Origin of the sequence: Fastidiosipila sanguinis (genome assembly GCF_002998295.1) — a bacterium.
In the GTDB taxonomy this organism is placed as follows: Bacteria; Bacillota; Clostridia; order Saccharofermentanales; family Fastidiosipilaceae; genus Fastidiosipila; species Fastidiosipila sanguinis.
Genome location: NZ_CP027226.1, coordinates 563504 through 584335, shown reverse-complemented (window position 1 = coordinate 584335; position 20832 = coordinate 563504). Strand labels below are relative to the sequence as shown.

The following is a 20832-nucleotide window of genomic DNA, read 5'->3' as shown; positions in this document are numbered from 1 at the left end:
CAAGATAGGATAATTGATAGGAGAAACTATGGGATTATTTGATAAATTTAAAAATGGTTTAAAAAAAACCAGAGATTTTATTGGCGATACATTTAATAGTATTGCTGCAGCCTTTGGTGTTTTCAACGAAGAGGAAATTGATGAACTTGAAATGTTGATGATTGCTTCTGATATGGGAGTAACTACAACTGATAAGGTTATTTCAAATTTAAAATCTGAAATGAAAGCTAAAGCCAATAATAAAAGTGACTTCGTACTTCGTACTCTAAAGAATAATCTTAGCGAGATACTGGGGGAAAAGGAAACCTTAAAAATTGAAGATGGTAAATTAAATATAATAATAATGGTGGGAGTGAATGGAACTGGTAAAACTACCTCAGCCGCTAAACTTGCTTACCGTTATCAAAATGAAGGTAAGTCTGTACTAATGTGCGCTGCTGACACTTTTAGAGCTGCAGCTATAGAACAATTAGAAGAGTGGACCAGAAGAACAAACACACCATTAATCTCACAAAAAGAAGGCAATGATCCTGCTGCTGTTGTCTATGATGCTATAAGCTCTGCCAAAGCAAGAAAGTCAGATATATTGATAGTAGACACCGCCGGAAGACTGCATAATCAGAAAAATCTAATGGACGAGCTAGCTAAAATTCGTCGTGTAGTGGACAGAGAAGCTCCAGAAGCTAATGTAGAAACTTTATTAGTTATAGACGCTACTAGTGGTCAAAACGCTGTCATTCAAGCTAATATTTTCAAGGAAATAGTTGACGTGACTGGACTCATTATTACTAAACTAGATGGTAGTGCCAAAGGTGGGGTTGTTATAGCAGTTAGCGATATAGTTAAAACACCAATCTATTTTGCTGGTTTAGGTGAACAGGCAGAGGACTTAGTCGAATTTGATCCAAATTTCTTTATCGATTCTTTACTACCAGATGATTGGGTAAAAAATTCTTAATGTAAATTTTTTAATTTAAATATTTGTAGCATGTCAGGCGAGTTGTAAAATAAACTGAAATAATAAAGGCTCAAACAATCCTGTACAATGTTAATTGGAAAAACGAAACAAAGGAGGATCGTATGAGCCAATTACATTATATCAGGAAAAGAGAAGCAGGTCAGCATTTAACAATAGAAGATAGAAAGCATCTAGAGTATTTATATAATGAGAATTTGAAGCGACCTAAAAAAGATAAATTAAATCAAAAAGAGTTAGCAAAGATATTAGGCTGGAGTGAAGCAACTCTATCTAGAGAACTAAAACGCGGTAAAGTCAAACAAAAGAATTCTATGCTAGAAGAATACACAGCATATTCCTCTGTAGTAGCTCAGAAAACAGTAGAAAAAACTTGGAGTAATAAAGGACCATCTTTAAAGATTAGTAACGACCATATATTAGCCAAAATAATAGAAAACATGCTAATAGGAAAAGAGATGAATAGAATAAATAATCTTAAATTCTCTCCAGCAGCAATAACAATGTATTTTGACAGAGTTGGCTGGCCTACAGATAAAAGACTTTGTACTAGAACTATTTACAACTATGTAGAAAAAGAAGTCTTCCTAGAAGTAACAATGAAAGACCTTCCACGTAAAGGAAATAAACCTAGACAAAGAAAACGCTATATAGAAAAGCGCTTATCTCCACCAGATAAGAAGAGAATAAACCATAGACCAAAAGCTATAGAAGAGCGTACAGAGACGGGGCACTGGGAGATGGATTGTATAGAGTCTAGTAAGGGAGATAGGACTTGTTTATTGACACTTGTAGATCGATGTACAAGAGAATGCATTATTTTAAAGATAAATACGCAAAGACAAGAATCTGTAGTAAAGAAGCTTAATGCTATAGAAAGAAAACTAGGAGCAAGAGCATTTAGAGAAAAGTTTAAGAGTATAACGGTAGATAATGGAGCAGAGTTTCAAGACTGGAAAAGCATGGAAAAATCTATACATAGTGAGAAATATAGAACTAGTGTTTATTATGCGCATGCATACTCATCTTGGGAGCGAGGAAGCAATGAAAATCTAAATGGATTTATCCGATATTTTATTCCTAAAGGTACAAAACTAAAAGATATACCACAGAGAGAAATAAATAAATTAGAGGAATTTATTAATAGTTACCCAAGGAAAGTATTAGAAGGAAACAGTGCAAATAGTAAATATTTAGCCATAGCGTAAACAATTAACATTGTACAAAAAACAATTTCAGTTTATGTTGCACTTTACAATTTGTAGCATGTCAAGTAAAAACACTTGACATGCTTTTTATTTTTAGTAGAATATACTTCATGGATAAATCAGAGCAAAAATTATTTGATATGACAAGAATTACTTTACTATTTGATTTATACGGTAAACTTTTACCTGACAGAAGTAGAGAGGTTATAAATTCATATTTAAATGAAGATTTATCAATAGTTGAAATAGCTGAAATTTTAGGCATAACTAGGCAAGCTGTATATGATAGCTTGAAACTAGGTACTAAAAAATTAGAACACTATGAAGAAGTTTTAGCTATGAATAAAACATTAAAGAAACAAGCTAATGTTTTGGAACAAGTAAAAGATTTAATTGAGAAAAATCTTAATACTGATGCTATTTCTTTAATAGAACAAACACTAAATCAATATAATTAGAAAAACAGAAAAAAGTTTCTAAGGAGGAGGGTAAAATGGCACTTTTTGATAGCTTATCAGATAGACTACAAGATTTAACAGCTAAATTCCGTGGCAAGTCCAGGGTTACTGAGCAAGATATTAAAGAAATGCTAAAAGAGATACGAGTAGCCTTCCTAGAGGCTGATGTTAACTACCAAGTTGTCAAAGAATTCACTAAAGTAATTGCTGAAAAAGCAAAAGGTGAGGAAGTCCTAAGCAGCCTTACTCCAGGACAACAGATAGTTAAAATAGTTAACGAAGAATTAGAAGCAATTCTTGGAGAAGGTAGCACCAAACTTGAGTTTAGCCCAAGCGGTTTTACTACTATTATGCTCTATGGTCTACAAGGTGCTGGTAAAACAACTACAGCTGCTAAATTGGCAAAATTTCTAAGTAAAAAAGGCAAAAAACCTTTCTTAGTTTCAGTAGATACCCATAGACCTGCAGCTCAAGAACAACTAAAGATATTAGCAGAACAAATTAATGTTCCTGTATATATAGAACCAGAAGAAAAAAATGCAGCTAAAATTGCACAACGTGGATTAGATAGAGCCAAATATCTAATGTGCGATGTTTTAATTGTTGATACAGCCGGTAGAACTATTATCGATGCTGAATTGATGGATGAACTTAAAGAAATAAACTCTGTTGTAAATCCTGATGAGCGTTTACTTATTGTTGATGCAATGATAGGTCAAGAAGCTGTAAACGTAGCTAATGCATTCAACGAGCAAATTGGTCTAGATGGATTTATTATGACTAAGTTAGATGGTGATGCTCGTGGTGGTGCTGCACTTTCCATCTACAAGATGACTGGCAAGCCTATTAAATTTGTTGGTGTTGGTGAAAAAATTGATGCTCTAGAAGAATTCCATCCAGATAGAATGGCTCAAAGAATTCTTGGTATGGGTGATGTACTTTCACTTATTGAAAAAGCAACACAAGAAATTGACCAGGATAAAGCTGCAAAATCTTTAGCAAAATTACAAGAAGATAAATTCACACTAGATGATATGGTAGATATGCTTGATCAAATTCAAAACATGGGTCCAATGAAGAATATTCTTGGTATGATACCTGGTATATCTAACAAGCAACTAAACGAAATTGATGTAGATGACAGACAACTAGACTATACAAAAGCTATCATTTACTCAATGACTCCAGCTGAAAGAGCTGATGTCAAATTACTTAATGCTAGTAGACGTAAAAGAATCGCAAGTGGTTCAGGTCGTACTGTGCAAGAAGTTAATAAACTAGTTAAACAATATGATGAAATGTTGAAAATGATGAATAAGATGGGAATTACCGGAAAAGGCAAAAAGGGTAAGAAGCGCAAAGGTTTTGGAGGCTTTAATCCTTTTAAAGGCTTAGGTGGTTTTTAGTTTTTCAGATTTAACATTATTGTTTATAAAAATTTAAATAGGAGGAAAAAATAATGGCAGTAAAAATCAGATTGAAAAGAGTTGGTTCAAAGAAAAACCCTCAATATAGAGTTGTAGTAGCTGATTCTCGTGCACCTCGTGACGGTCGTTACATCGAGCAAATTGGTACATTCAATCCATTAGTAGATCCAGCAGCAATCAATATTGATGCTGAAGCTGCAAAGAAATGGCTAGCTAATGGTGCACAACCAACAGATACAGCTAGAGCATTATTGAAAAAATCAGGAGTAATTGAATAATGGAAGAAAAAACTAAAGAATTACAAGCATTATTGCAAACATTATCAGAGGCTTTAGTCGAGGATGTAGATTCCATTGAAATTAACCCTACTATAGATGGCAATACAATTGTGCTTGAACTTAAAGTAGCTCCAGAAGATATGGGTAGAGTTATTGGTAAGGGTGGACGTAGAGCTGAAGCAATTCGTTCTATTCTTAAAGCTAAAGCAAGCCGTATTGATGCACGTGTTGCAGTAAATATTATTGACTAATTTTTTATGGATTTGAGTTGATCTAATTGTAAGAGTTTATAGCTCTTACAATTAAGACAACTTAATTTTATTTTTAGCTATATAAGGCGAAAATAGCTTAATTATCCATATATTAATCAAAAGAATAAGATAAGAAGAGTAGCAGATTATGCATATTAATCCTGAAGATATATTTTACGTTGCTGCAATTACTGGAGCTCATGGAATTAAAGGTGAATTCAAAGTCAAAATTCTATCAGACAAAGCTGATCGTTTAAGTGACCTTGAACATGTTTATATTGTCAGTGAAGGTAAACGTGACAAAATTACTGGTCCTTACAAAATTGAGCACTTGCGTGGCCATGGTAATACCATAGTTAAGTTAAGTGGTATAGATGTAAGGGAAGTTGCTATGCAATTAAAAGGCTCTTATTTATCTATCACTCGTGATATGTCATATGATTTATCTGAGGGTGAGTATTTTGTTTCAGACTTATTAAATTTGAAAGTTTTAGATACTTCTCAAAATGTTTTGGGGGAAATTACAGATATTATCGATGGTGCTGGATCTGATCTTTTTGTAATTAAACGACAAGGTAAAAAAGATTTATTCGTTCCAGCTATACCAGAATATACTGAAGCCGTCGACCTTGAAAATGGCACTATCATACTTGATTTACCAAAGGGTTTATTAGAAATTTATGAATAGCTTTGATTCTGAAAATCTTATTATAAATAGCGAAACTTCAACTAAAAGTGCAGAAGCAAGTGACGCTAAAACTGGACAAATTCAATTTGATGTTTTAACTCTTTTCCCGGAAATCATTTCAAATTATGTTAATAGCAGCATGATGAAAAAGGCTCAAGATCGAGACTTAATAAGCTGCAAAATTCATGACATTCGTAAATTTGCAATAGATGAATATGGACATGTGGACGATACTCTTTACGGGGGTGGTAGAGGCATGTTGATGCGTGCAGAACCTTTGTATCAGGCATTAAAATCAGCAGAAGATAGCAGTAGAAGCAAAAGGTTAAATATATTCTTATCACCAAAAGGTAAAGTTTTTGACCAGGACATGGCTAAAGAATTTTCTACATATGATCAAATAATTTTAATTTGTGGACATTATGAAGGTGTTGACCAAAGATTCATAGATGAATGTGTAGATCTTGAAGTATCTATAGGAGATTTTGTTATATCAGGTGGTGAGCTCGGTGCTTTAACCATAATTGATGCAAGTAGCAGAATGCTTACAGGGTTCTTGGCAGATGCTGAAGCGATGCAAGATGAGTCTCATTATCACGGTTTACTAGAATCTAGACAATATACTAAACCTAGATCTTGGCTTAATCGAGAAGTTCCGGAAGTTTTATTTTCCGGTAATCACAAGTTAATTGCTGAATTTAAGTATTATGATGCATTAAATGAAACATTAACTAAGCGTCCTGATTTATTCCAAAAATTGGACTTATCAGATGAAGATTTAGAAGGTCTAGCAAATTTTAGGAAGAATAATAATATTGAATAATTTCAATAATATTACATTTATTTCAATGTATACAGATATAGCTTAAAAGCTTTAAATAAAGGCAAAAAGCGTTTGACAATACTGTTTATATAATGTTAAACTCTTGGAGTTGTAATTAAGGGTGGTCCGCTGATATTTTGATCAAGAACGTCCGGCGAGGAGAGGAGGATTTTCAAAATGGCTAACAGATTCGAATTAATCAAGGCAGTAGAACAAAGTCAATTAAGAACTGATCTACCAGTAATCGAAGTTGGTGACTACGTTCACGTCTCATTAAGAATCACAGAAGGCTCTCGTGAGCGAATTCAGGTATTTGAAGGTACTGTTATTGCTAAAGATGGTAAAGGTCTTACAGAGACATTTACAGTAAGACGTTTAGCATACGGTATCGGTGTAGAACGTATTTTACAAGTACACTCACCAAAAATTGCCGATATAAAAGTGGCTCGTAAAGGTGTTACCAGACGTGCTAAACTATACTACTTACGTGATCGTGTTGGTAAAGGTGCCCGCCTAAGAGAAAAACTAAACACTAAAAAATAGTAAGTAATTTAGGATATACAAAAAGGGTTGCTCACGGGCAACCTTTTTTTATTTCATCTTTATCACTCATCCTCAAAATTAATATAGTTTATGCTGTGTTACTTTTTGTGGTAAAAATGACATTTATACAAGGATTTAGAGTGCTAGATTAAAGTAAATATAGCTCGAATATGTTATTATTTTAGAACGCAGATTTAGATACAGAAGGAGGAAGAACAAGTGCAAATAAATTGGTTCCCAGGCCATATGGCCAAAGCTCTTAGAAATATAAAAGAACATATGGCTAAAGTAGATGTTGTTATTGAAACTTCCGATGCCCGTATACCTAGATCAAGTAGAAATCCTGAATTAAGCAAGCTATTGGGCGATAAAACTCATAGGATATTAATATTGAACAAAGCTGACCTTGCCGATCCTGAAGTCACTCAATCTTGGATAAATAAACTTAGAGAAGAGAACATTATCGCTATTGAAAGTGTGGCTAAAGATAATAATTCTGCCAATAAAATTCTAAAAGAGGCGAGTGCTTTAGTTGAAGATAAGTTCAAAAAAAGAGCTGAAGCAAATCGAGGTTTTATCCCACTTAGAATCATGATAGTAGGTGTTCCCAATACAGGTAAATCTACCTTAATAAATAACATTGCACAAAAAAAGGCTGCTGAAACTTCTAACCGTCCAGGTGTCACTCGTGGACCTCAATGGATAAAAAGTAATGACCAATCCGTAGAACTATTAGATATGCCAGGAGTTTTGTGGCCAAAATTAGAAACTTATGAACAAAAATTAGGACTAGCTGCAACCGGTGCCATCAAAGATTCTTTATTGCCCATAGAAGAAGTCGCATACTTTTTGTTTAAGCAGTTGCTTATTACATATCCTGAAGAATTAATACAGCGCTATAAGATAAATAATTTAGATAATCACATATATGATATATATTTAGAAGCTGCTCGTAAACGTGGAGCAATAATGTCTGGCGGTAAAGTTGATGAAACTAGATTCGCAAAAATGCTTCTAACTGAATATCGTAATGGAACCATAGGGCGAATTAGTTTAGAACAACCTGATATAAGCTATGATTTTGAGCATATTAATTATTTATCTGAACTAGATGCTGATTAAATCAATTTGATTTTCACTAACCAATACAAAATAAACAAATGGAGATGATATCATTCATGCCTCTTACAAAAACTCAAATTAAAGATATTGAACGTTACGAGATTATGAATACTCATGAAAACGAATTAATTGCTGCTGGATACTCATATGTAGCCGGAGTAGATGAAGCGGGGAGAGGACCACTTGCAGGCCCTGTATATGCCGCCGCTGTAATTTTAGACCCCAATGAAAAAATTTATGGGTTAAATGACTCAAAAAAGATATCTGAGAAAAAACGTAATTTATTAGAAATAGAGATTAAAGAAAAATCCCTAGCTTGGTCTATATCTAAAGTTGAAGCAGAGAGTATTGATGAATTAAATATATTAGAAGCAACAAAAAAAGCTATGACTGATGCCTTAAACTCATTATCCACAAAAGCTGATTATATTTTGACTGACGCAGTTACATTAAAGGACTTCGCACCTGAAATGCAACTAAGTTTAATCAAAGGTGATGCCAATTCCAATAGTATTGCTGCAGCTTCTATACTTGCAAAAACTGCACGAGACGCAGAGATGCTTAAAATAGATGAAATATATCCAGAATATGGATTTGCTCAGCATAAGGGTTATGGTACCAAGAAACATTACGAAGCTTTAGATAAATTCGGACCAAGTCCTGTTCACAGAAGAACTTTTTTAAAGTCTTGGTATATGAAGAAAGGTAATAACTAATGGGAGAGGCACTTAGAAGATTCGCTTTTACATATAATAAAAATGACTTAGAAGCTTTCATAAAGGCTGAACGTTTTGTGTCCTCAAAATTAAAAGCAAGCGGACATGTTATATTAGCTCATAATTATTTTGTACATAATGTAGGCGAGATAGACATAATCACTTTTAAAGAGGGTGTATTATATGCTACAGAAGTAAAAGCTAGAAATATTAATGACCGCTTTGGGGGAAACAAAGCACAATTTACTCACGAAAAACAAGCTAAAGTAATTAAAACCTTGAATCATTTCGCTTCATACCAAAATCAAAATGATATTCCACAACAATTATTAGCAGCAACTGTTGACTGGAACGATGAGCAAGAAATAGTTAATTGTGAAATTTTCAATTGGGATTTATATTAAGATTACTCTTAAGAAGGGAGGCATTTGATGCCATATTTTGATCATGCTGCAACGACAAAACCATTAGATTCAGTTATAACTACTATAAGTAAATCTATGGAAAGAGATTATTATAATCCAGCATCTCTTTATGATGCAGCAAAAGATGTAGAAAAGAAAATAAAAAATGCGTATATAGAAATAGCTAAAACTCTCAATTGCACTCCTGACGAATTAATTCAGACATCTGGTGCTACTGAGTCCACTAATATGGCCTTTAAGGGGTTATTTACTAAATATGGTCATAGATTAAACAAAATAATAGCCTCCGCCGCTGATCACGATGCAAGTCTAAATACACTAAAATTTCTTGAAGCTAAAGGAGCTGAAGTTGTGCTCCTTAAACCTAATAAAGATGGTCTACTTGACTTAGATGAACTAAAATCTCATTTAGATAGCAAAACTCTTCTTGTATCAATACTACATACCAATAATGAAACTGGAGTAGTTCAAGATTTAAATGCAATATCTAAAATAGTACGTGAACATGCTGAACAAGCTTTTATCCATGCCGACTTAGTACAGTCATGGGGCAAAGTAGAATTAAACCTTAATTCATTAGATATAGATCTTGCTTCATTTAGTGGTCATAAGATACATGGACCAAAAAGTACAGGTCTGCTTTATATTAGATCTCAAACTTACCCTGAAGCACTAATTCATGGTGGTGGACAACAAAATGGTTGGAGAAGTGGAACTGAGGACTGGCCATTATTATCTGGACTGACTGAAGCTGCTAAATCTATATATACAAACTTTGAAGAGAATAATACTAAAGTTTCAGAGCTTAGAGATTTCTTGGTACCTGAATTAAAAAGTCTTGGAGCTACTATAAACTTTCCTAATGCAATACCCCATATCTTAAGTATAAGTTTCCCTAAGTATAGAGGAGAGACCTTGCTTCACATGTTAGCATCTGAAGGTGTTTACGTATCAACGTCTTCCGCATGCAATGCTAAATCAGCAGCAGTATCACATGTATTAACTGCCTGTAATATGGATAGGAAACAAGCAGAAGGTACTCTAAGAATAAGTTTAGATTCATCTAACACAATAGAAGAGGCTGAAGAACTTCTTAAAGCTATGCGTAAAGTCATACAACAGATGATAGACTGGGGTATGTAAAATAATACATAATAAAAGAGTAATTTATAATAATGGAGAAAGAACATGGAAAACACTACTAAAGATTTAAACACAAATGCTAATACACAAATTGATCAAAACTCTGGTCTAGAGTACCAAGAACTTATTTTAGCTAGAGTTGGAGAAATATCTCTTAAAGGACTAAACCAACGCAAGTTTGTAGATAAGGTTATTAGTAACTTATCTTGGCGTGTAAAAAAGATCGCAAACTATAAAGTATATTCTGCTCAAAGTAGAATATGGATTGAACCTCGAGATAGTGAAGCTGCTGAAGCTCACAATATTGAAAAAGCTTTAGAAATTAGTTGTAAGGTCTTTGGAATAGTTTCATCAAGTAAAGTCATTAAATTTGAAACTAATACTGATAATATGAAGAAAGCTGCTGATATATTGGTAGCTAAAGAATTATCTAAAAATAGCAAATACAAAACCTTTAAAGTAGAGAGTAAGCGTGCAAATAAAAACTTCCCATTAGAGTCTCCAGAAATATCAAGAAATCTAGGTGCACATATTTTAAGAAACAACCAAAATTTATCGGTTGATGTGCATGAACCTGATTTTGTAGTCTACCTCGAAATAAGAGATGCTGCCTACATGTATACAGAAAAACATGATGGTTTAAAAGGTCTACCAGTTGGTACCGGTAGCAAGGGTATGTTACTACTATCAGGAGGAATTGACTCCCCAGTAGCAGGTTTCCAAATGGCTTCTAGAGGTATGGAAATAGAAGCAATTTACTTCCATACTTTCCCATTTACTTCAAACGAAGCTAAAGAAAAAGTCATTGAACTAGCTAGAATTGTTAGTGAGTACACAGGTCGAATTAAGATGCATATAGTTGACTTTACTGATATTCAAATAACTCTTAAGAAAAATGTTTCTCCAGATATGATGACTATAGTCATGCGAAGAGTTATGTTTAGAATTGCAGAAGAATTAGCTAGAAAACAAAAATGTACTGCCATGATCACAGGTGAAAGTCTTGGTCAAGTAGCAAGTCAAACCGCTGAGGCTATTATGTGTACTGACGCAGTCTGCAATATGCCAGTTTATAGACCACTAATCGGTATGGACAAAGATTGGACAGTTAACCTAGCTAAATTTATCGGAACCTATGAAACTTCTATACTTCCTTATGAAGATTGTTGTACAGTTTTTGTTGCCAAACACCCTAAGACAAGACCTAGTCTTGAAGATGCTATTTTTGCAGAACGTAACTTAGATATGGATGCTTTAGTCGAAGATGGAATGAATAAAATCGAGACTCTGCTTGTATCCAAAAAGGATGAATTAGATAATCTTAGTATTAATGAATAATAACTATTAATTACAGTAGTACGAGCTAACTAAAAAGAAGGCTACTAAAAAACTATAAAGTTGTAAGGGAAGGAGGTATTTATGAGAAACAATAAACCATTAGCTTATAGAATGGCACCAGAATCTTTAGATGATTTTGTAGGTCAGGAACACATACTAGGCAAAGGTAAGCTCTTACGTCGTATGATAGAAGCTGATCAAATTAACTCTATTATTCTCTTCGGTCCTCCTGGAACTGGTAAAACCTCTATAGCTAGGATTATAGCTAATGAAACATCTAGTAATTTCAAGAGGATTAATGCTGTTACTGCAGGAATTAAAGACATAAAAGAGATAGTTGATGAAAGCAAAAACTATCTATTAAATCCAAGTGGTAGAATGCTAATCTTTGTTGACGAGATCCATAGATTTAATAAGGCTCAACAAGATGCTTTGTTACCACATGTTGAAGATGGTACATTAATTCTAATTGGAGCTACTACCGAGAACCCATATTTTGAAGTTAACAAAGCTTTACTTTCTCGTTCTACAGTGTTTCAACTTTATCCTTTAACTGCCTCTAATGTAAAAACTATAGTCCAAAATGCTTTAGATAAACTGCAGGAACAAGATCCTAGTCTGACTATTAATATAGACCCTGAAGCTTTAGATTCTCTTGCAAATGTAAGTAATGGAGATGCTCGATCTGCCTTAAATGCAATAGAACTAGCTTACAAAACCACTGACACAGACTCAGATAATAATTTATTTATTACTAAAGAAATCATAGAGGATTGCGTCCAAAAGAAAACCCTCCGCTACGATAAAGGTGGGGAAGAGCACTATGATACTATTAGCGCTTTTATTAAATCTATGCGTGGTTCAGATCCAGATGCAGCAGTTTTCTATTTAGCAAGAATGCTAGAAGCGGGAGAAGATCTAGATTTTATATGTAGACGTATAGTTATCTGTGCTGCAGAAGATGTAGGTTTAGCAAATCCTCAAATTTTAAGTATTTGTGTTTCAGCGTGGGAAGCTGTTAGCAGAATTGGTATGCCAGAGGCTAGGATTATTCTTTCTGAAGCAGTAATTGCAGTTGCTACTAGCCCTAAGTCTAATAGAGCTTATAATGCCATTAATAGCGCTTTAGCAGACGTTCGATCTGGCAATACTGGTGAAATACCTTTTGCAGTACGCAATGCTCCTATCGATGAGATGCAGAGCAATTTAGGTTATAGTAATGGATATAAATATGCACATGATTATCCATACAGTATTGCTGAGATGGAGTTTTTACCAGAAAAATTAAAAGGTAAAGTTTATTACGAACCAACACAAAATGGGTACGAAAAAACTATAAACGAGAGATTAAACTTCATTAAGCAACGCCTAGGACGAAACAAAAATACAAGCTCTAACAATAAATCTGCATATGCAGATAAAGAGTAAATATGGTAGAATGTAACTACTTTTTTATTGAAATTAAGGAGTAATTTTATGTTTGATAAAATTGAAAAACCTGAAACAATGAGTGTAGAAGACTTACATCAATTATTTAAATCACAAGATGTTAATGATGATGCAAGTAATGAAAATCTAAGTGAAGGTAAGAGATTAGAAAAAGAGTTAAGTAATGAATATCCTTATCTTTATGATGTTTATAATGCATCAACCTTACAAAATGCATTCAGTTTCGGTGAAGACTACAAGAATTATTTAGATGAAGCCAAAACTGAACGTGAAGCAGTTAAATTTGGTATTAACTTATTAAGCAACTTAGGATTTGTAGATGTTGCGAGTAAAGAAAGATTAGTGCCAGGTGACAAAGTTTACTTTAACATTCATGGTAAAGGTTTGATGGCTGCTGTTATTGGTGAAGAGTCAGTTAGAGATGGTTTTAATATCTTGGGTTCACATATAGATTCCCCAAGATTTGACTTAAAGCCAAATCCTCTTTTCGAAAATAACGGTATGGCTTACTTTAAAACCCACTATTATGGTGGTGTTAAGAAATATCAATGGACAACAATGCCATTAGCTTTACACGGTGTAGTTCAAAGAAAAGATGGTACTCAAGTTCATTTTTCTATAGGTGAAGATGAGAACGATCCAGTCTTTATGTTTACTGATTTATTAATCCATTTGAGTAAAGATCAGCTCTCTAAACCTGCTTCAAAAGTTGTAGAAGGTGAAGAGTTTAATGTTCTTGTTGGTGGTAGACCTATCCCTCATAAAGATGTAAGTAGTCGTTTCAAATTAGCAGTATTGCAAATTCTTAACGAAAGATATGGAATTGTAGAGAGAGATTTAGTTTCAGCAGAATTACAAATTGTTCCAGCTAATAAAGCTCGTGACTTAGGTTTAGATAGAAGCTTCGTAACAGGTTATGGTCAAGATGACAGTGCTTGTTCATTCCCAGCTTTAAGAGCTATTGCAGCCCAAAACAAAGTTAAGAGAACAGCTGTAGCAATGCTAACTGATAAAGAAGAAATTGGTAGCTATGGCAATACTGGTGCTCAATCTCAGATTTACGAAAACTTCTTTATAGAATTATTTGTAAAAACCGAAGGTGAATATGATGAATTAGCATTCGTTAAAGCATTAGAAAACTCATTCATGATCTCTTCTGATGTTTCTGCAGCATATGACCCAACCTTTAGCTATGCATTCGAAAGTGCAAATGCACCACACATGGGTAAAGGTGTAGCCTTCAGTAAGTATACTGGTAGCGGTGGTAAATCTGGTTCAAATGATGCGAACTCCGAATACTACACTAAGATATTACACATATTAGATGAAAATAACATTCCATGGCAAACAGGAGAACTTGGTAAAGTAGATCAAGGTGGTGGCGGTACAATCGCTCATCTACAATCTAAACGTGGTATCCAAGTAATTGACTGCGGTGTTCCAGTATTAAGTATGCACGCTCCATTCGAAATTTCACATAAATTAGATATGTATAATTGCTATCAAGTATATGTTACTTTCTTACAAAACATGGAGTAGAGAAGAGGAGAGCTTAATAGTAAGTCAAAACTTTATTTGCACAGGTGAGTGAGTAAATAAATAACTATTAAGTTTTTAAATAACATTTAAGTTCAGCCCAACTTTTAAATAAGTTGGGCTTTTTCTTTCTTAGAAAATCTAATTAATTATTATAGAGGTATTGCTTTTAATTTATTAAATGCTATCATTAAAGCAGTTTATTACCGTAATATTACTGTAATAATATTATTCGTATGGACTTGTGCGCTAGTCATGGATGAGTTCAGGTGACGGACTCCGCAAATACAATTTTCTTTATTTGTGTTTTTGTGGATAGGATTTATGTTTATGCTTCGAGTATTTAAGTCTTTACTATGAAGACTATGCGTTTCGTATTGTAGACTATAACTCATATAGTAAATACATGTTTCTATACTAAATAAACAGTATACCTAAGCAGATGAACAATTAAGTTCTTGGTATTTTTATTTTCCACAATATATATGATTTTCAACATTTGAGCTGAACAAAATATTTACAAACATTAAAAACTATGTGGATTAATCAGAATTCCTTGCTGTGAGCTGAACAAAATAAGGAACTTCGTGGAAATTTATGTGCATAAAAGATTCTAACTAACAAGTAGTGCGTATAGAATCTGTGAATGATCATTAAGCAAATAAATATTAATCATAAAGAACTTGTACAAGTATAATTCTAATAATCACTAAACAATATCTGCTTTTAATAATTTAATCATTTAATATTAAATTATTGTCTCAATCCTTATTTGTTTTTAAATCAATATATAAACCTAATATTTGTAATATTCAAAACAAAACTTCAAATAGAAACTTACTTATCATATATAAAGTCATTATAAGAATTTCTATTCGCCATTTTGGTTCAAGATAATTTGAATATTTCGTAAAAGATTCCAGAAATCATAAAATCAATATATCGATATAAACAATGTAATTAATCTAAATATTTATATTAATTTCTAATGGACATATAAATAAAACTAAAAGCAAATATATTTAAACTAATTTAAATAGAATATTCTTTGTACATAACACAAGTACAATATCAAAAATGTATTATAAGCTTGATTTTATCTATATATACAGCACGGACACATTTTCTCCAAATACCCCTCTTCAGACCCCCCTGACATGAACAAAATTACTATTTTGCACAGGTGGATAAATATGTTTTTGTCCCCCTATTTATATACAAGTCTATATTTATTGTCGTTAGTTTATATACATCTAATATTTTAAATCATTTAATCTGCGTACGTTTTTGGTTTTGATTGTACCTATTATTTAGATTTCATTTAAACTATATAAAAAATCAGGCCAGACATAAATCTGACCCGAAATATCATATTATAATAGCTTTTAAAACTTTTAAGTAAATTGATTACTTAATCACAAATGTAGTGATTGAATTGCATTCAATTATTGTACTGAAGTTTTCATTGCCTTTAACTCTGACTACGATATCATGATCATTATCAGCTTGATTAAGAACTATTAGTATTATCTCTCCATTTGGGTTCATTAAAGCTAACTGTTCTAAATCTTTTGAGTATGATGAACTACCTAATACTGTAGCTCCACTTTCAATGTATTTGCTGAAATGAGATATGTAATCAAAAGTAAGGTTATAATTGATCTTTTTACTTTGTCTATCATACATGACTGGTGCTGAACAAAAATTCTCTACATGATTTGGACCACCCTCTTCATTCAGGCAGATATTCCAATCAATAAAGTTATTCATACCAGCGTTGTAATTTCCTATTAGTTCATGAGCATACATATTCGCATGTTGAAGCTGATCATCATCAAACCTACTATACTCAACACAGAATTCAGATAAAGTTAATTGTAGTTCTGGATATTTCTCTTTTAAAATTCTCAGAACATCGAAATGATCACCTGTATACCAATGGAAAGCTAAACCTTCAATTTTATCAATATTTTGCTCATCAATGGTTATTTCAGCTCTTTCCAAGGCTCTTTCTTTATTATGATCCCATATATAAATATGAAGATCTTGTAAATCATTCTTTTCAAGTTCTGGATAGAGGTAATTATCCAAGAAATCTTTTTCTTCTTCTGCACTAAACAAACAACTATCCCATGTTTGAGCAACATTTGGTTCATTTTGAATAGTCAAAGCTTTTACATTAATACCAAGCTTTTTGTACTCTAAAATATAACGAACTATATATTTTGCCTAGTACCCGTAGTATTTCTTAATTAATACTCCACCATGAGACCTCTCTGCATTACTCTTTGTAAAAGCTGGCGGACTCCAAGGAGAAAGCAAAACTGGTATATCTTTGCCACTTATCTCATAGATTTGTTTAATTATTGGAATTCTATATCTTAAATCATATTCAATAGAAAAGTTTTCCAAATCAATATCTTCTGGATCACTTGAAGCTTCATATTGTTCTGATGAGAAATCACAACTATCTATATGTGTTCTAATTGCATTATATCCAATACCATCTTTACCAAAATATGCTTGCAATACTTCTTCTCTATCCTTTTCAGACATTTCACATAGAGTTTCAGCAGCGGCGGCATCTGTTACTGCTCCAGCAAATTAGTTTGCATTTTGATATTTAACATCTGGAAAGATATTCAAGACTTTCATTTCAGCATCTTTGCCTATGTCAGCCTCATCAATCTTACTTACAACAGTATCTTTTTTGTCATTAATACATGTTGTTCTAATTTTTGAAATTTCCATAACTCTCCTAATAGTCTATTAATCTTTTAATCCTTTAGAAATTATGTTAAATGTTCCATTCTGTAAGTTGAAACTCTTTTCAGTTTGAAGAATCTCTCCCCACTTCTCTTTCATTTCTTCAAAGGAATCTTTTTCTAAATCTATGCTTTCAGGTTCATAGCTAAAATACCAGAAGAAATTATCTAAGTTCTTGTTTGTACCTTTATAAGTCCAAGTTGTCCAACTAATACCTAAATCATTAGCAATTTTTATTCCATTCAGATTAGAGAATTCTCCAATGTACGGATCAACATTATATTTTTCACATGCATTTTTTAAACTAATTGCATTTTCTAAGAATCGCTGATCATCATCATACAGATGCATTTGGTAAACTACATTTTCCCATCCTAAAGTTTTCGGATCTGGTAAATTTGATATCTGCCAAATTGCTTCCATTGATATTTTAGTGTCCTTATCGATCTTACGAATTGCATGATACATTCTGTCATATATCTTATTGCTTAACTCCCAAGATTTAGGCTCCCAAGGGTCATAACTATTCTCACCTTCATAACCTGAATTATTTTGAGGTTCATTCATAATATCGTATAGAACTACTGCGTCTTTGTCTTTATACCTTTCTGCAATAGCAATCCACAGGTCTTCCATTGCTTGCTGGCATTTCTCGTCAGTATATAATCTATTTTCTTTCAAGGTACCCGAACTATGGTCCATACTTTGGCCACCTGGAGCGCCATGCAAATCTAAAACAACAGAAAGATTATATTTTTCTGCCATTTCTATTGCCCAATCTAACCTTTTAAAACCCGGATTATCATTATGGTCCTCTGTTATCCAATTACCATATTCATTATCCATGAAGTTCCTATACCAAAAAGGTATTCTAACTAAATTACAACCTGCTTCAGATATGGTTTTGAAATCAAATTCAGTTATCCAATTATCTTGATAAGTATCAAAAAGTTCTTGAACTTGTTCTTTTGTGAATTTCTTCTCAAGGGCTTTAATGGTGTCTAAGTTTGCCCATTCTCTATCTTTTCCTGGGACCGGAGTCATCCAACTTTCTTGGATTAACCATCCTCCTAAATTAACACCTTTATACATTTTTTTTAGAGGAGCGGCATCAAGCCGCTCCTTTTCTACTTTCCCTCTCCTAACTTCTTAGCATTTCTTTCAATATTTTCATTGAATTTAGCTTCAATACTTTCAAAGTCATTGTCTTCTAATGTTTGTTTATATGCTTCTAATATCTTATTAAATTCATCATCTGATTTTGATCTAATCATAGAAACTAATGAGGTTGCCCACTCTGCTCTAATATTTGATAAATTACGAGCTTCTGGTGTTCCTGGCTCTGGTGAAATATTCTCAACAATAAATTGTGGTTTTAATTTACCTTGTCCCCATTCTTGCATTTGTTTAATTGACTCTGGATATGCGTCATCACTCAAAGCTTTATATCTATCGTGACCGAAGAAGATAAATTCAGCTAATCTATATTCTTTCTTGAATCTATCATTATTTTCATCACGCATTTTGCTTACTTCAGGTAATAATTCATATTTGCCTTCTTCATTAATCTTGTATGTCTCACCTTCTATACCGTAAGTTGTCAAGATTTGACCTTCTTCACTTAATAGATATGTGAATATTTGAATAGCTTTTGCAGGGTCTTTACAGTTCTTGGTTATGTATGATTGCATCCAACCTGTAATACCTGATTGACTTAAAGTTACATCTCTACCAACAGTACTCTTTGGACCATCTACAGCAATATACATGCCTTCTGGGTTCTCATGCATCCAAGTTGTAAAGAATCCTGAAACTTGAGGAGTACCATCACAAATTACAGCTGCATATTGACCTGAAGCAATTTTTTCTTCAAAGTTTGTACCTGAATCTGTGAAACTGTCATCATTAATATAACCTTGAGTATGTGCATCATTTAAAACTTTAATCCATTTCAAATAATCTTCATCTAAGTTTCTATTAACATATTTATTATTTTCATCTACTACTGGAACTCCTAGCAAGTTTTGTAGAGGAGCACCTAAAGAAGCTACGTTATCAGCGCTTAAAGCTGTAAATCCTAAAGTTAATAATTCTGGGAATTCTGCTTTAATTTTTTCTAAAGCTGCCATGAATCCTTCAGGAGTTGTCATGTCAGGTTTACCAATAGCTTCGTAAACATCTTTTCTTACGACAAATGCAGTAGTTGCAAATAACATTCCTCTTTCATAGTCTTCAGTAGTATTTGAATAGTCTGGGTAACCATATGTTTTACCATCATTTAGTTGTAACCATGATAAAGTTTCTTCTGAAGCTACTTTATGGAAGTATGGATCATATTTATCTGCTAAATCTTGAAGTGGCAAAGCCCATTTATTAGCATCTCTAGCTAAGTCTGATGTTGAATCAAAAATAGTTATAAGATCTGGCATATCTTCACCAGCAAACATTGTATTTAATGTTGTATTATCACCAACTCTAAAGTTGATTTTTACATTCAACTCTTCTTGGATTTTCTTTGTAACAACGTCATTACCCCAGTCTGTATTCCACCAGTCAGCGTTTACATACCAGTCTAATTCAGTCATTTCTTTCTTATCTAGTTTATAGGCAGGAGTATTTGCATCTAGCTCATATCTCGCCTTTTCACCATTATCCTTAACCTCACTATTACCACCATCTTTATTTCCTCCTCCACAAGATGTTAGTAATAAGGTAGCACCTAATATAAAACTAAGTACTTTAGTTGTTGTTTTTTTCATATTACACCTCTCTCTTTCTGCATCTAACGTCTACGTTACTTCTTCTATCCTTTAACACTTCCAATGGTTAAACCACTAGTAAAATACTTTTGTAATAGAGGGTAAATAATTACTATTGGTAAAGTAGTGATTATTATCGTTGCTAATTGCACACCTCTGGATGAACTGTCCATAATATAGCTACCTGTACCTACCATACTTTTGGTCTGTTCCTGAACTATAATTTCATACAATCTATATTGAACTGGATATAGATTTTCATTTGTTATATAAATCTTTGCCGTCATGAAGTCGTTCCATTGGAAAACACCATTAAAGAGAGCAATAGTAGCTAACGCTGGTTTAGATATTGGCAAAATTATTCTAAACAAAGTAGTATACTCATTTGCTCCATCTATCTTTGCTGCTTCACTTATATCTTTAGGATTTTGTCTGAAGAAATTCATCAAAATAATGACATCATAGAAACTTAATAGTTGAGGAATTATATATACCCAGAAATTATTAACTAAACCTATTTGTTTCATTAATAAATATGTTGGAACCATACCACCTGAGAAAAATAGAGTTATAGTACCAATTATAATATAAAATTTTCTACCTACTAATTCACTCTTACTTAAACCATAAGCAACCATAGAACATACAATAACGTGAGTAACTATACCTAATATTGTTTTTGCGAAAGTAATCAAATAAGCACGCCAAATACTAGAATCTCTTAAAACAACTTTATAGTTTTCGAGTGAGAATTCTGTTGGCCATACACTTACCTCACCTGTTGCTATAGTTCTTGGACTACTAAAGGATAAAGCAACTATATTAGCGATTGGAATTATTATCAATAAACAGAAAATAATCAAGAAAATCGCTGCAATTGTCTTTGTAATGGTTTCTTCATTAAATCTAATCTTTGTTTTATTCAT

21 protein-coding genes and 1 pseudogene are annotated in these 20832 nt (G+C 33.0%); 16 read left to right on the top strand and 6 right to left on the bottom strand.

Annotated features, from left to right (window positions below):
* The first annotated feature begins 28 nt into the window (after nt 1-28).
* From ftsY to C5Q98_RS02360, 16 genes are all read left to right on the top strand, one after another.
* Nucleotides 29-958: a signal recognition particle-docking protein FtsY gene (gene ftsY, locus C5Q98_RS02435; protein ID WP_106012143.1), complete on the top strand. Its 930-nt coding sequence runs from the start codon at nt 29-31 to the stop codon at nt 956-958.
* Nucleotides 959-1080: 122 nt separating this feature from the next.
* Nucleotides 1081-2184 (top strand): IS30 family transposase, encoded by a 1104-nt coding sequence (locus C5Q98_RS02430; protein WP_106011825.1) that lies wholly within the window; start codon nt 1081-1083, stop codon nt 2182-2184.
* Nucleotides 2185-2294: 110 nt separating this feature from the next.
* Nucleotides 2295-2642: a sigma factor-like helix-turn-helix DNA-binding protein gene (locus C5Q98_RS02425; protein ID WP_158695685.1), complete on the top strand. Its 348-nt coding sequence runs from the start codon at nt 2295-2297 to the stop codon at nt 2640-2642.
* Between the two features lie 35 nt (nt 2643-2677).
* A complete protein-coding gene (gene ffh, locus C5Q98_RS02420; RefSeq protein WP_106012141.1) occupies nt 2678-4048 on the top strand; it encodes a signal recognition particle protein in 1371 nt (456 codons plus the stop codon).
* 53 nt (nt 4049-4101) lie between these two features.
* A complete protein-coding gene (rpsP, locus tag C5Q98_RS02415; protein WP_106012140.1) occupies nt 4102-4347 on the top strand; it encodes a 30S ribosomal protein S16 in 246 nt (81 codons plus the stop codon).
* On the top strand, nt 4347-4598 hold the full coding sequence (locus C5Q98_RS02410; protein ID WP_106012139.1) for a KH domain-containing protein: 252 nt from the start codon (nt 4347-4349) through the stop codon (nt 4596-4598). The genes rpsP and C5Q98_RS02410 overlap by 1 nt, the downstream gene beginning before the upstream one ends.
* Nucleotides 4599-4746: 148 nt before the next feature.
* Nucleotides 4747-5286 carry a ribosome maturation factor RimM gene (gene rimM / locus C5Q98_RS02405; protein ID WP_106012138.1) on the top strand — a complete coding sequence of 180 codons (540 nt, stop codon included), beginning with the start codon at nt 4747-4749 and terminating at the stop codon, nt 5284-5286.
* Complete coding sequence (gene trmD, locus C5Q98_RS02400) at nt 5279-6109, top strand: tRNA (guanosine(37)-N1)-methyltransferase TrmD (RefSeq protein WP_106012137.1); 831 nt, start codon at nt 5279-5281, stop codon at nt 6107-6109. The genes rimM and trmD overlap by 8 nt, the downstream gene beginning before the upstream one ends.
* Nucleotides 6110-6286: 177 nt before the next feature.
* Nucleotides 6287-6652 carry a 50S ribosomal protein L19 gene (gene rplS / locus C5Q98_RS02395; protein ID WP_106012136.1) on the top strand — a complete coding sequence of 122 codons (366 nt, stop codon included), beginning with the start codon at nt 6287-6289 and terminating at the stop codon, nt 6650-6652.
* Between the two features lie 219 nt (nt 6653-6871).
* Nucleotides 6872-7774 carry a ribosome biogenesis GTPase YlqF gene (gene ylqF / locus C5Q98_RS02390; protein ID WP_106012135.1) on the top strand — a complete coding sequence of 301 codons (903 nt, stop codon included), beginning with the start codon at nt 6872-6874 and terminating at the stop codon, nt 7772-7774.
* A 56-nt stretch (nt 7775-7830) separates the two neighbouring features.
* A complete protein-coding gene (locus C5Q98_RS02385; RefSeq protein WP_158695684.1) occupies nt 7831-8490 on the top strand; it encodes a ribonuclease HII in 660 nt (219 codons plus the stop codon).
* Nucleotides 8490-8894 carry a YraN family protein gene (locus C5Q98_RS02380; protein WP_106012133.1) on the top strand — a complete coding sequence of 135 codons (405 nt, stop codon included), beginning with the start codon at nt 8490-8492 and terminating at the stop codon, nt 8892-8894. The genes C5Q98_RS02385 and C5Q98_RS02380 overlap by 1 nt, the downstream gene beginning before the upstream one ends.
* A 27-nt stretch (nt 8895-8921) precedes the next feature.
* Nucleotides 8922-10058, top strand: a complete 1137-nt coding sequence (locus tag C5Q98_RS02375; protein WP_106012132.1) for a cysteine desulfurase family protein — start codon at nt 8922-8924, stop codon at nt 10056-10058.
* A gap of 45 nt (nt 10059-10103) precedes the next feature.
* The gene (gene thiI / locus C5Q98_RS02370) at nt 10104-11396 is read left to right on the top strand and encodes a tRNA uracil 4-sulfurtransferase ThiI (RefSeq protein ID WP_106012131.1); all 1293 of its coding nucleotides are present in this window, start codon (nt 10104-10106) and stop codon (nt 11394-11396) included.
* Nucleotides 11397-11477: 81 nt separating this feature from the next.
* Complete coding sequence (locus C5Q98_RS02365; protein ID WP_106012130.1) at nt 11478-12824, top strand: replication-associated recombination protein A; 1347 nt, start codon at nt 11478-11480, stop codon at nt 12822-12824.
* Between the two features lie 48 nt (nt 12825-12872).
* Complete coding sequence (locus tag C5Q98_RS02360; protein ID WP_242967391.1) at nt 12873-14384, top strand: aminopeptidase; 1512 nt, start codon at nt 12873-12875, stop codon at nt 14382-14384.
* Nucleotides 14385-15788: 1404 nt separating this feature from the next.
* Here C5Q98_RS02360 and C5Q98_RS07785 read toward each other — a convergent pair.
* The 6 genes and pseudogenes from C5Q98_RS07785 to C5Q98_RS02335 all read right to left on the bottom strand — a co-directional run bounded on the left by C5Q98_RS07785 (nt 15789) and on the right by C5Q98_RS02335 (nt 20832).
* On the bottom strand, nt 15789-15995 hold the full coding sequence (locus C5Q98_RS07785) for a glycoside hydrolase family 30 beta sandwich domain-containing protein (RefSeq protein WP_278320009.1): 207 nt from the start codon (nt 15993-15995) through the stop codon (nt 15789-15791).
* A gap of 9 nt (nt 15996-16004) precedes the next feature.
* Nucleotides 16005-16973 (bottom strand): annotated as a pseudogene (locus tag C5Q98_RS07780) (glycoside hydrolase family 30 protein); the annotation flags it as partial.
* 12 nt (nt 16974-16985) lie between these two features.
* Nucleotides 16986-17132: a hypothetical protein gene (locus C5Q98_RS07690; RefSeq protein WP_158695682.1), complete on the bottom strand. Its 147-nt coding sequence runs from the start codon at nt 17130-17132 to the stop codon at nt 16986-16988.
* A gap of 18 nt (nt 17133-17150) precedes the next feature.
* A complete protein-coding gene (locus C5Q98_RS02345; protein WP_106012127.1) occupies nt 17151-18239 on the bottom strand; it encodes a glycoside hydrolase family 5 protein in 1089 nt (362 codons plus the stop codon).
* Between the two features lie 35 nt (nt 18240-18274).
* Nucleotides 18275-19906 carry an extracellular solute-binding protein gene (locus C5Q98_RS02340; protein ID WP_106012126.1) on the bottom strand — a complete coding sequence of 544 codons (1632 nt, stop codon included), beginning with the start codon at nt 19904-19906 and terminating at the stop codon, nt 18275-18277.
* A 44-nt stretch (nt 19907-19950) separates the two neighbouring features.
* Nucleotides 19951-20832, bottom strand: a complete 882-nt coding sequence (locus C5Q98_RS02335; RefSeq protein WP_106012125.1) for a carbohydrate ABC transporter permease — start codon at nt 20830-20832, stop codon at nt 19951-19953.

What these genes read in the sequence shown, in the direction of transcription:
- ftsY (WP_106012143.1), top strand. Translation starts at nt 29, where the DNA reads ATGGGATTATTTGATAAATTTAAAAATGGTTTAAAAAAAACCAGAGAT.
- C5Q98_RS02430 (WP_106011825.1), top strand. Translation starts at nt 1,081, where the DNA reads ATGAGCCAATTACATTATATCAGGAAAAGAGAAGCAGGTCAGCATTTA.
- C5Q98_RS02425 (WP_158695685.1), top strand. Translation starts at nt 2,295, where the DNA reads ATGGATAAATCAGAGCAAAAATTATTTGATATGACAAGAATTACTTTA.
- ffh (WP_106012141.1), top strand. Translation starts at nt 2,678, where the DNA reads ATGGCACTTTTTGATAGCTTATCAGATAGACTACAAGATTTAACAGCT.
- rpsP (WP_106012140.1), top strand. Translation starts at nt 4,102, where the DNA reads ATGGCAGTAAAAATCAGATTGAAAAGAGTTGGTTCAAAGAAAAACCCT.
- C5Q98_RS02410 (WP_106012139.1), top strand. Translation starts at nt 4,347, where the DNA reads ATGGAAGAAAAAACTAAAGAATTACAAGCATTATTGCAAACATTATCA.
- rimM (WP_106012138.1), top strand. Translation starts at nt 4,747, where the DNA reads ATGCATATTAATCCTGAAGATATATTTTACGTTGCTGCAATTACTGGA.
- trmD (WP_106012137.1), top strand. Translation starts at nt 5,279, where the DNA reads ATGAATAGCTTTGATTCTGAAAATCTTATTATAAATAGCGAAACTTCA.
- rplS (WP_106012136.1), top strand. Translation starts at nt 6,287, where the DNA reads ATGGCTAACAGATTCGAATTAATCAAGGCAGTAGAACAAAGTCAATTA.
- C5Q98_RS02385 (WP_158695684.1), top strand. Translation starts at nt 7,831, where the DNA reads ATGCCTCTTACAAAAACTCAAATTAAAGATATTGAACGTTACGAGATT.
- C5Q98_RS02380 (WP_106012133.1), top strand. Translation starts at nt 8,490, where the DNA reads ATGGGAGAGGCACTTAGAAGATTCGCTTTTACATATAATAAAAATGAC.
- C5Q98_RS02375 (WP_106012132.1), top strand. Translation starts at nt 8,922, where the DNA reads ATGCCATATTTTGATCATGCTGCAACGACAAAACCATTAGATTCAGTT.
- thiI (WP_106012131.1), top strand. Translation starts at nt 10,104, where the DNA reads ATGGAAAACACTACTAAAGATTTAAACACAAATGCTAATACACAAATT.
- C5Q98_RS02365 (WP_106012130.1), top strand. Translation starts at nt 11,478, where the DNA reads ATGAGAAACAATAAACCATTAGCTTATAGAATGGCACCAGAATCTTTA.
- C5Q98_RS02360 (WP_242967391.1), top strand. Translation starts at nt 12,873, where the DNA reads ATGTTTGATAAAATTGAAAAACCTGAAACAATGAGTGTAGAAGACTTA.
- C5Q98_RS07690 (WP_158695682.1), bottom strand. Translation starts at nt 17,132, where the DNA reads ATGGAAATTTCAAAAATTAGAACAACATGTATTAATGACAAAAAAGAT.
- C5Q98_RS02345 (WP_106012127.1), bottom strand. Translation starts at nt 18,239, where the DNA reads ATGTATAAAGGTGTTAATTTAGGAGGATGGTTAATCCAAGAAAGTTGG.
- C5Q98_RS02340 (WP_106012126.1), bottom strand. Translation starts at nt 19,906, where the DNA reads ATGAAAAAAACAACAACTAAAGTACTTAGTTTTATATTAGGTGCTACC.
- C5Q98_RS02335 (WP_106012125.1), bottom strand. Translation starts at nt 20,832, where the DNA reads ATGAATAAAACAAAGATTAGATTTAATGAAGAAACCATTACAAAGACA.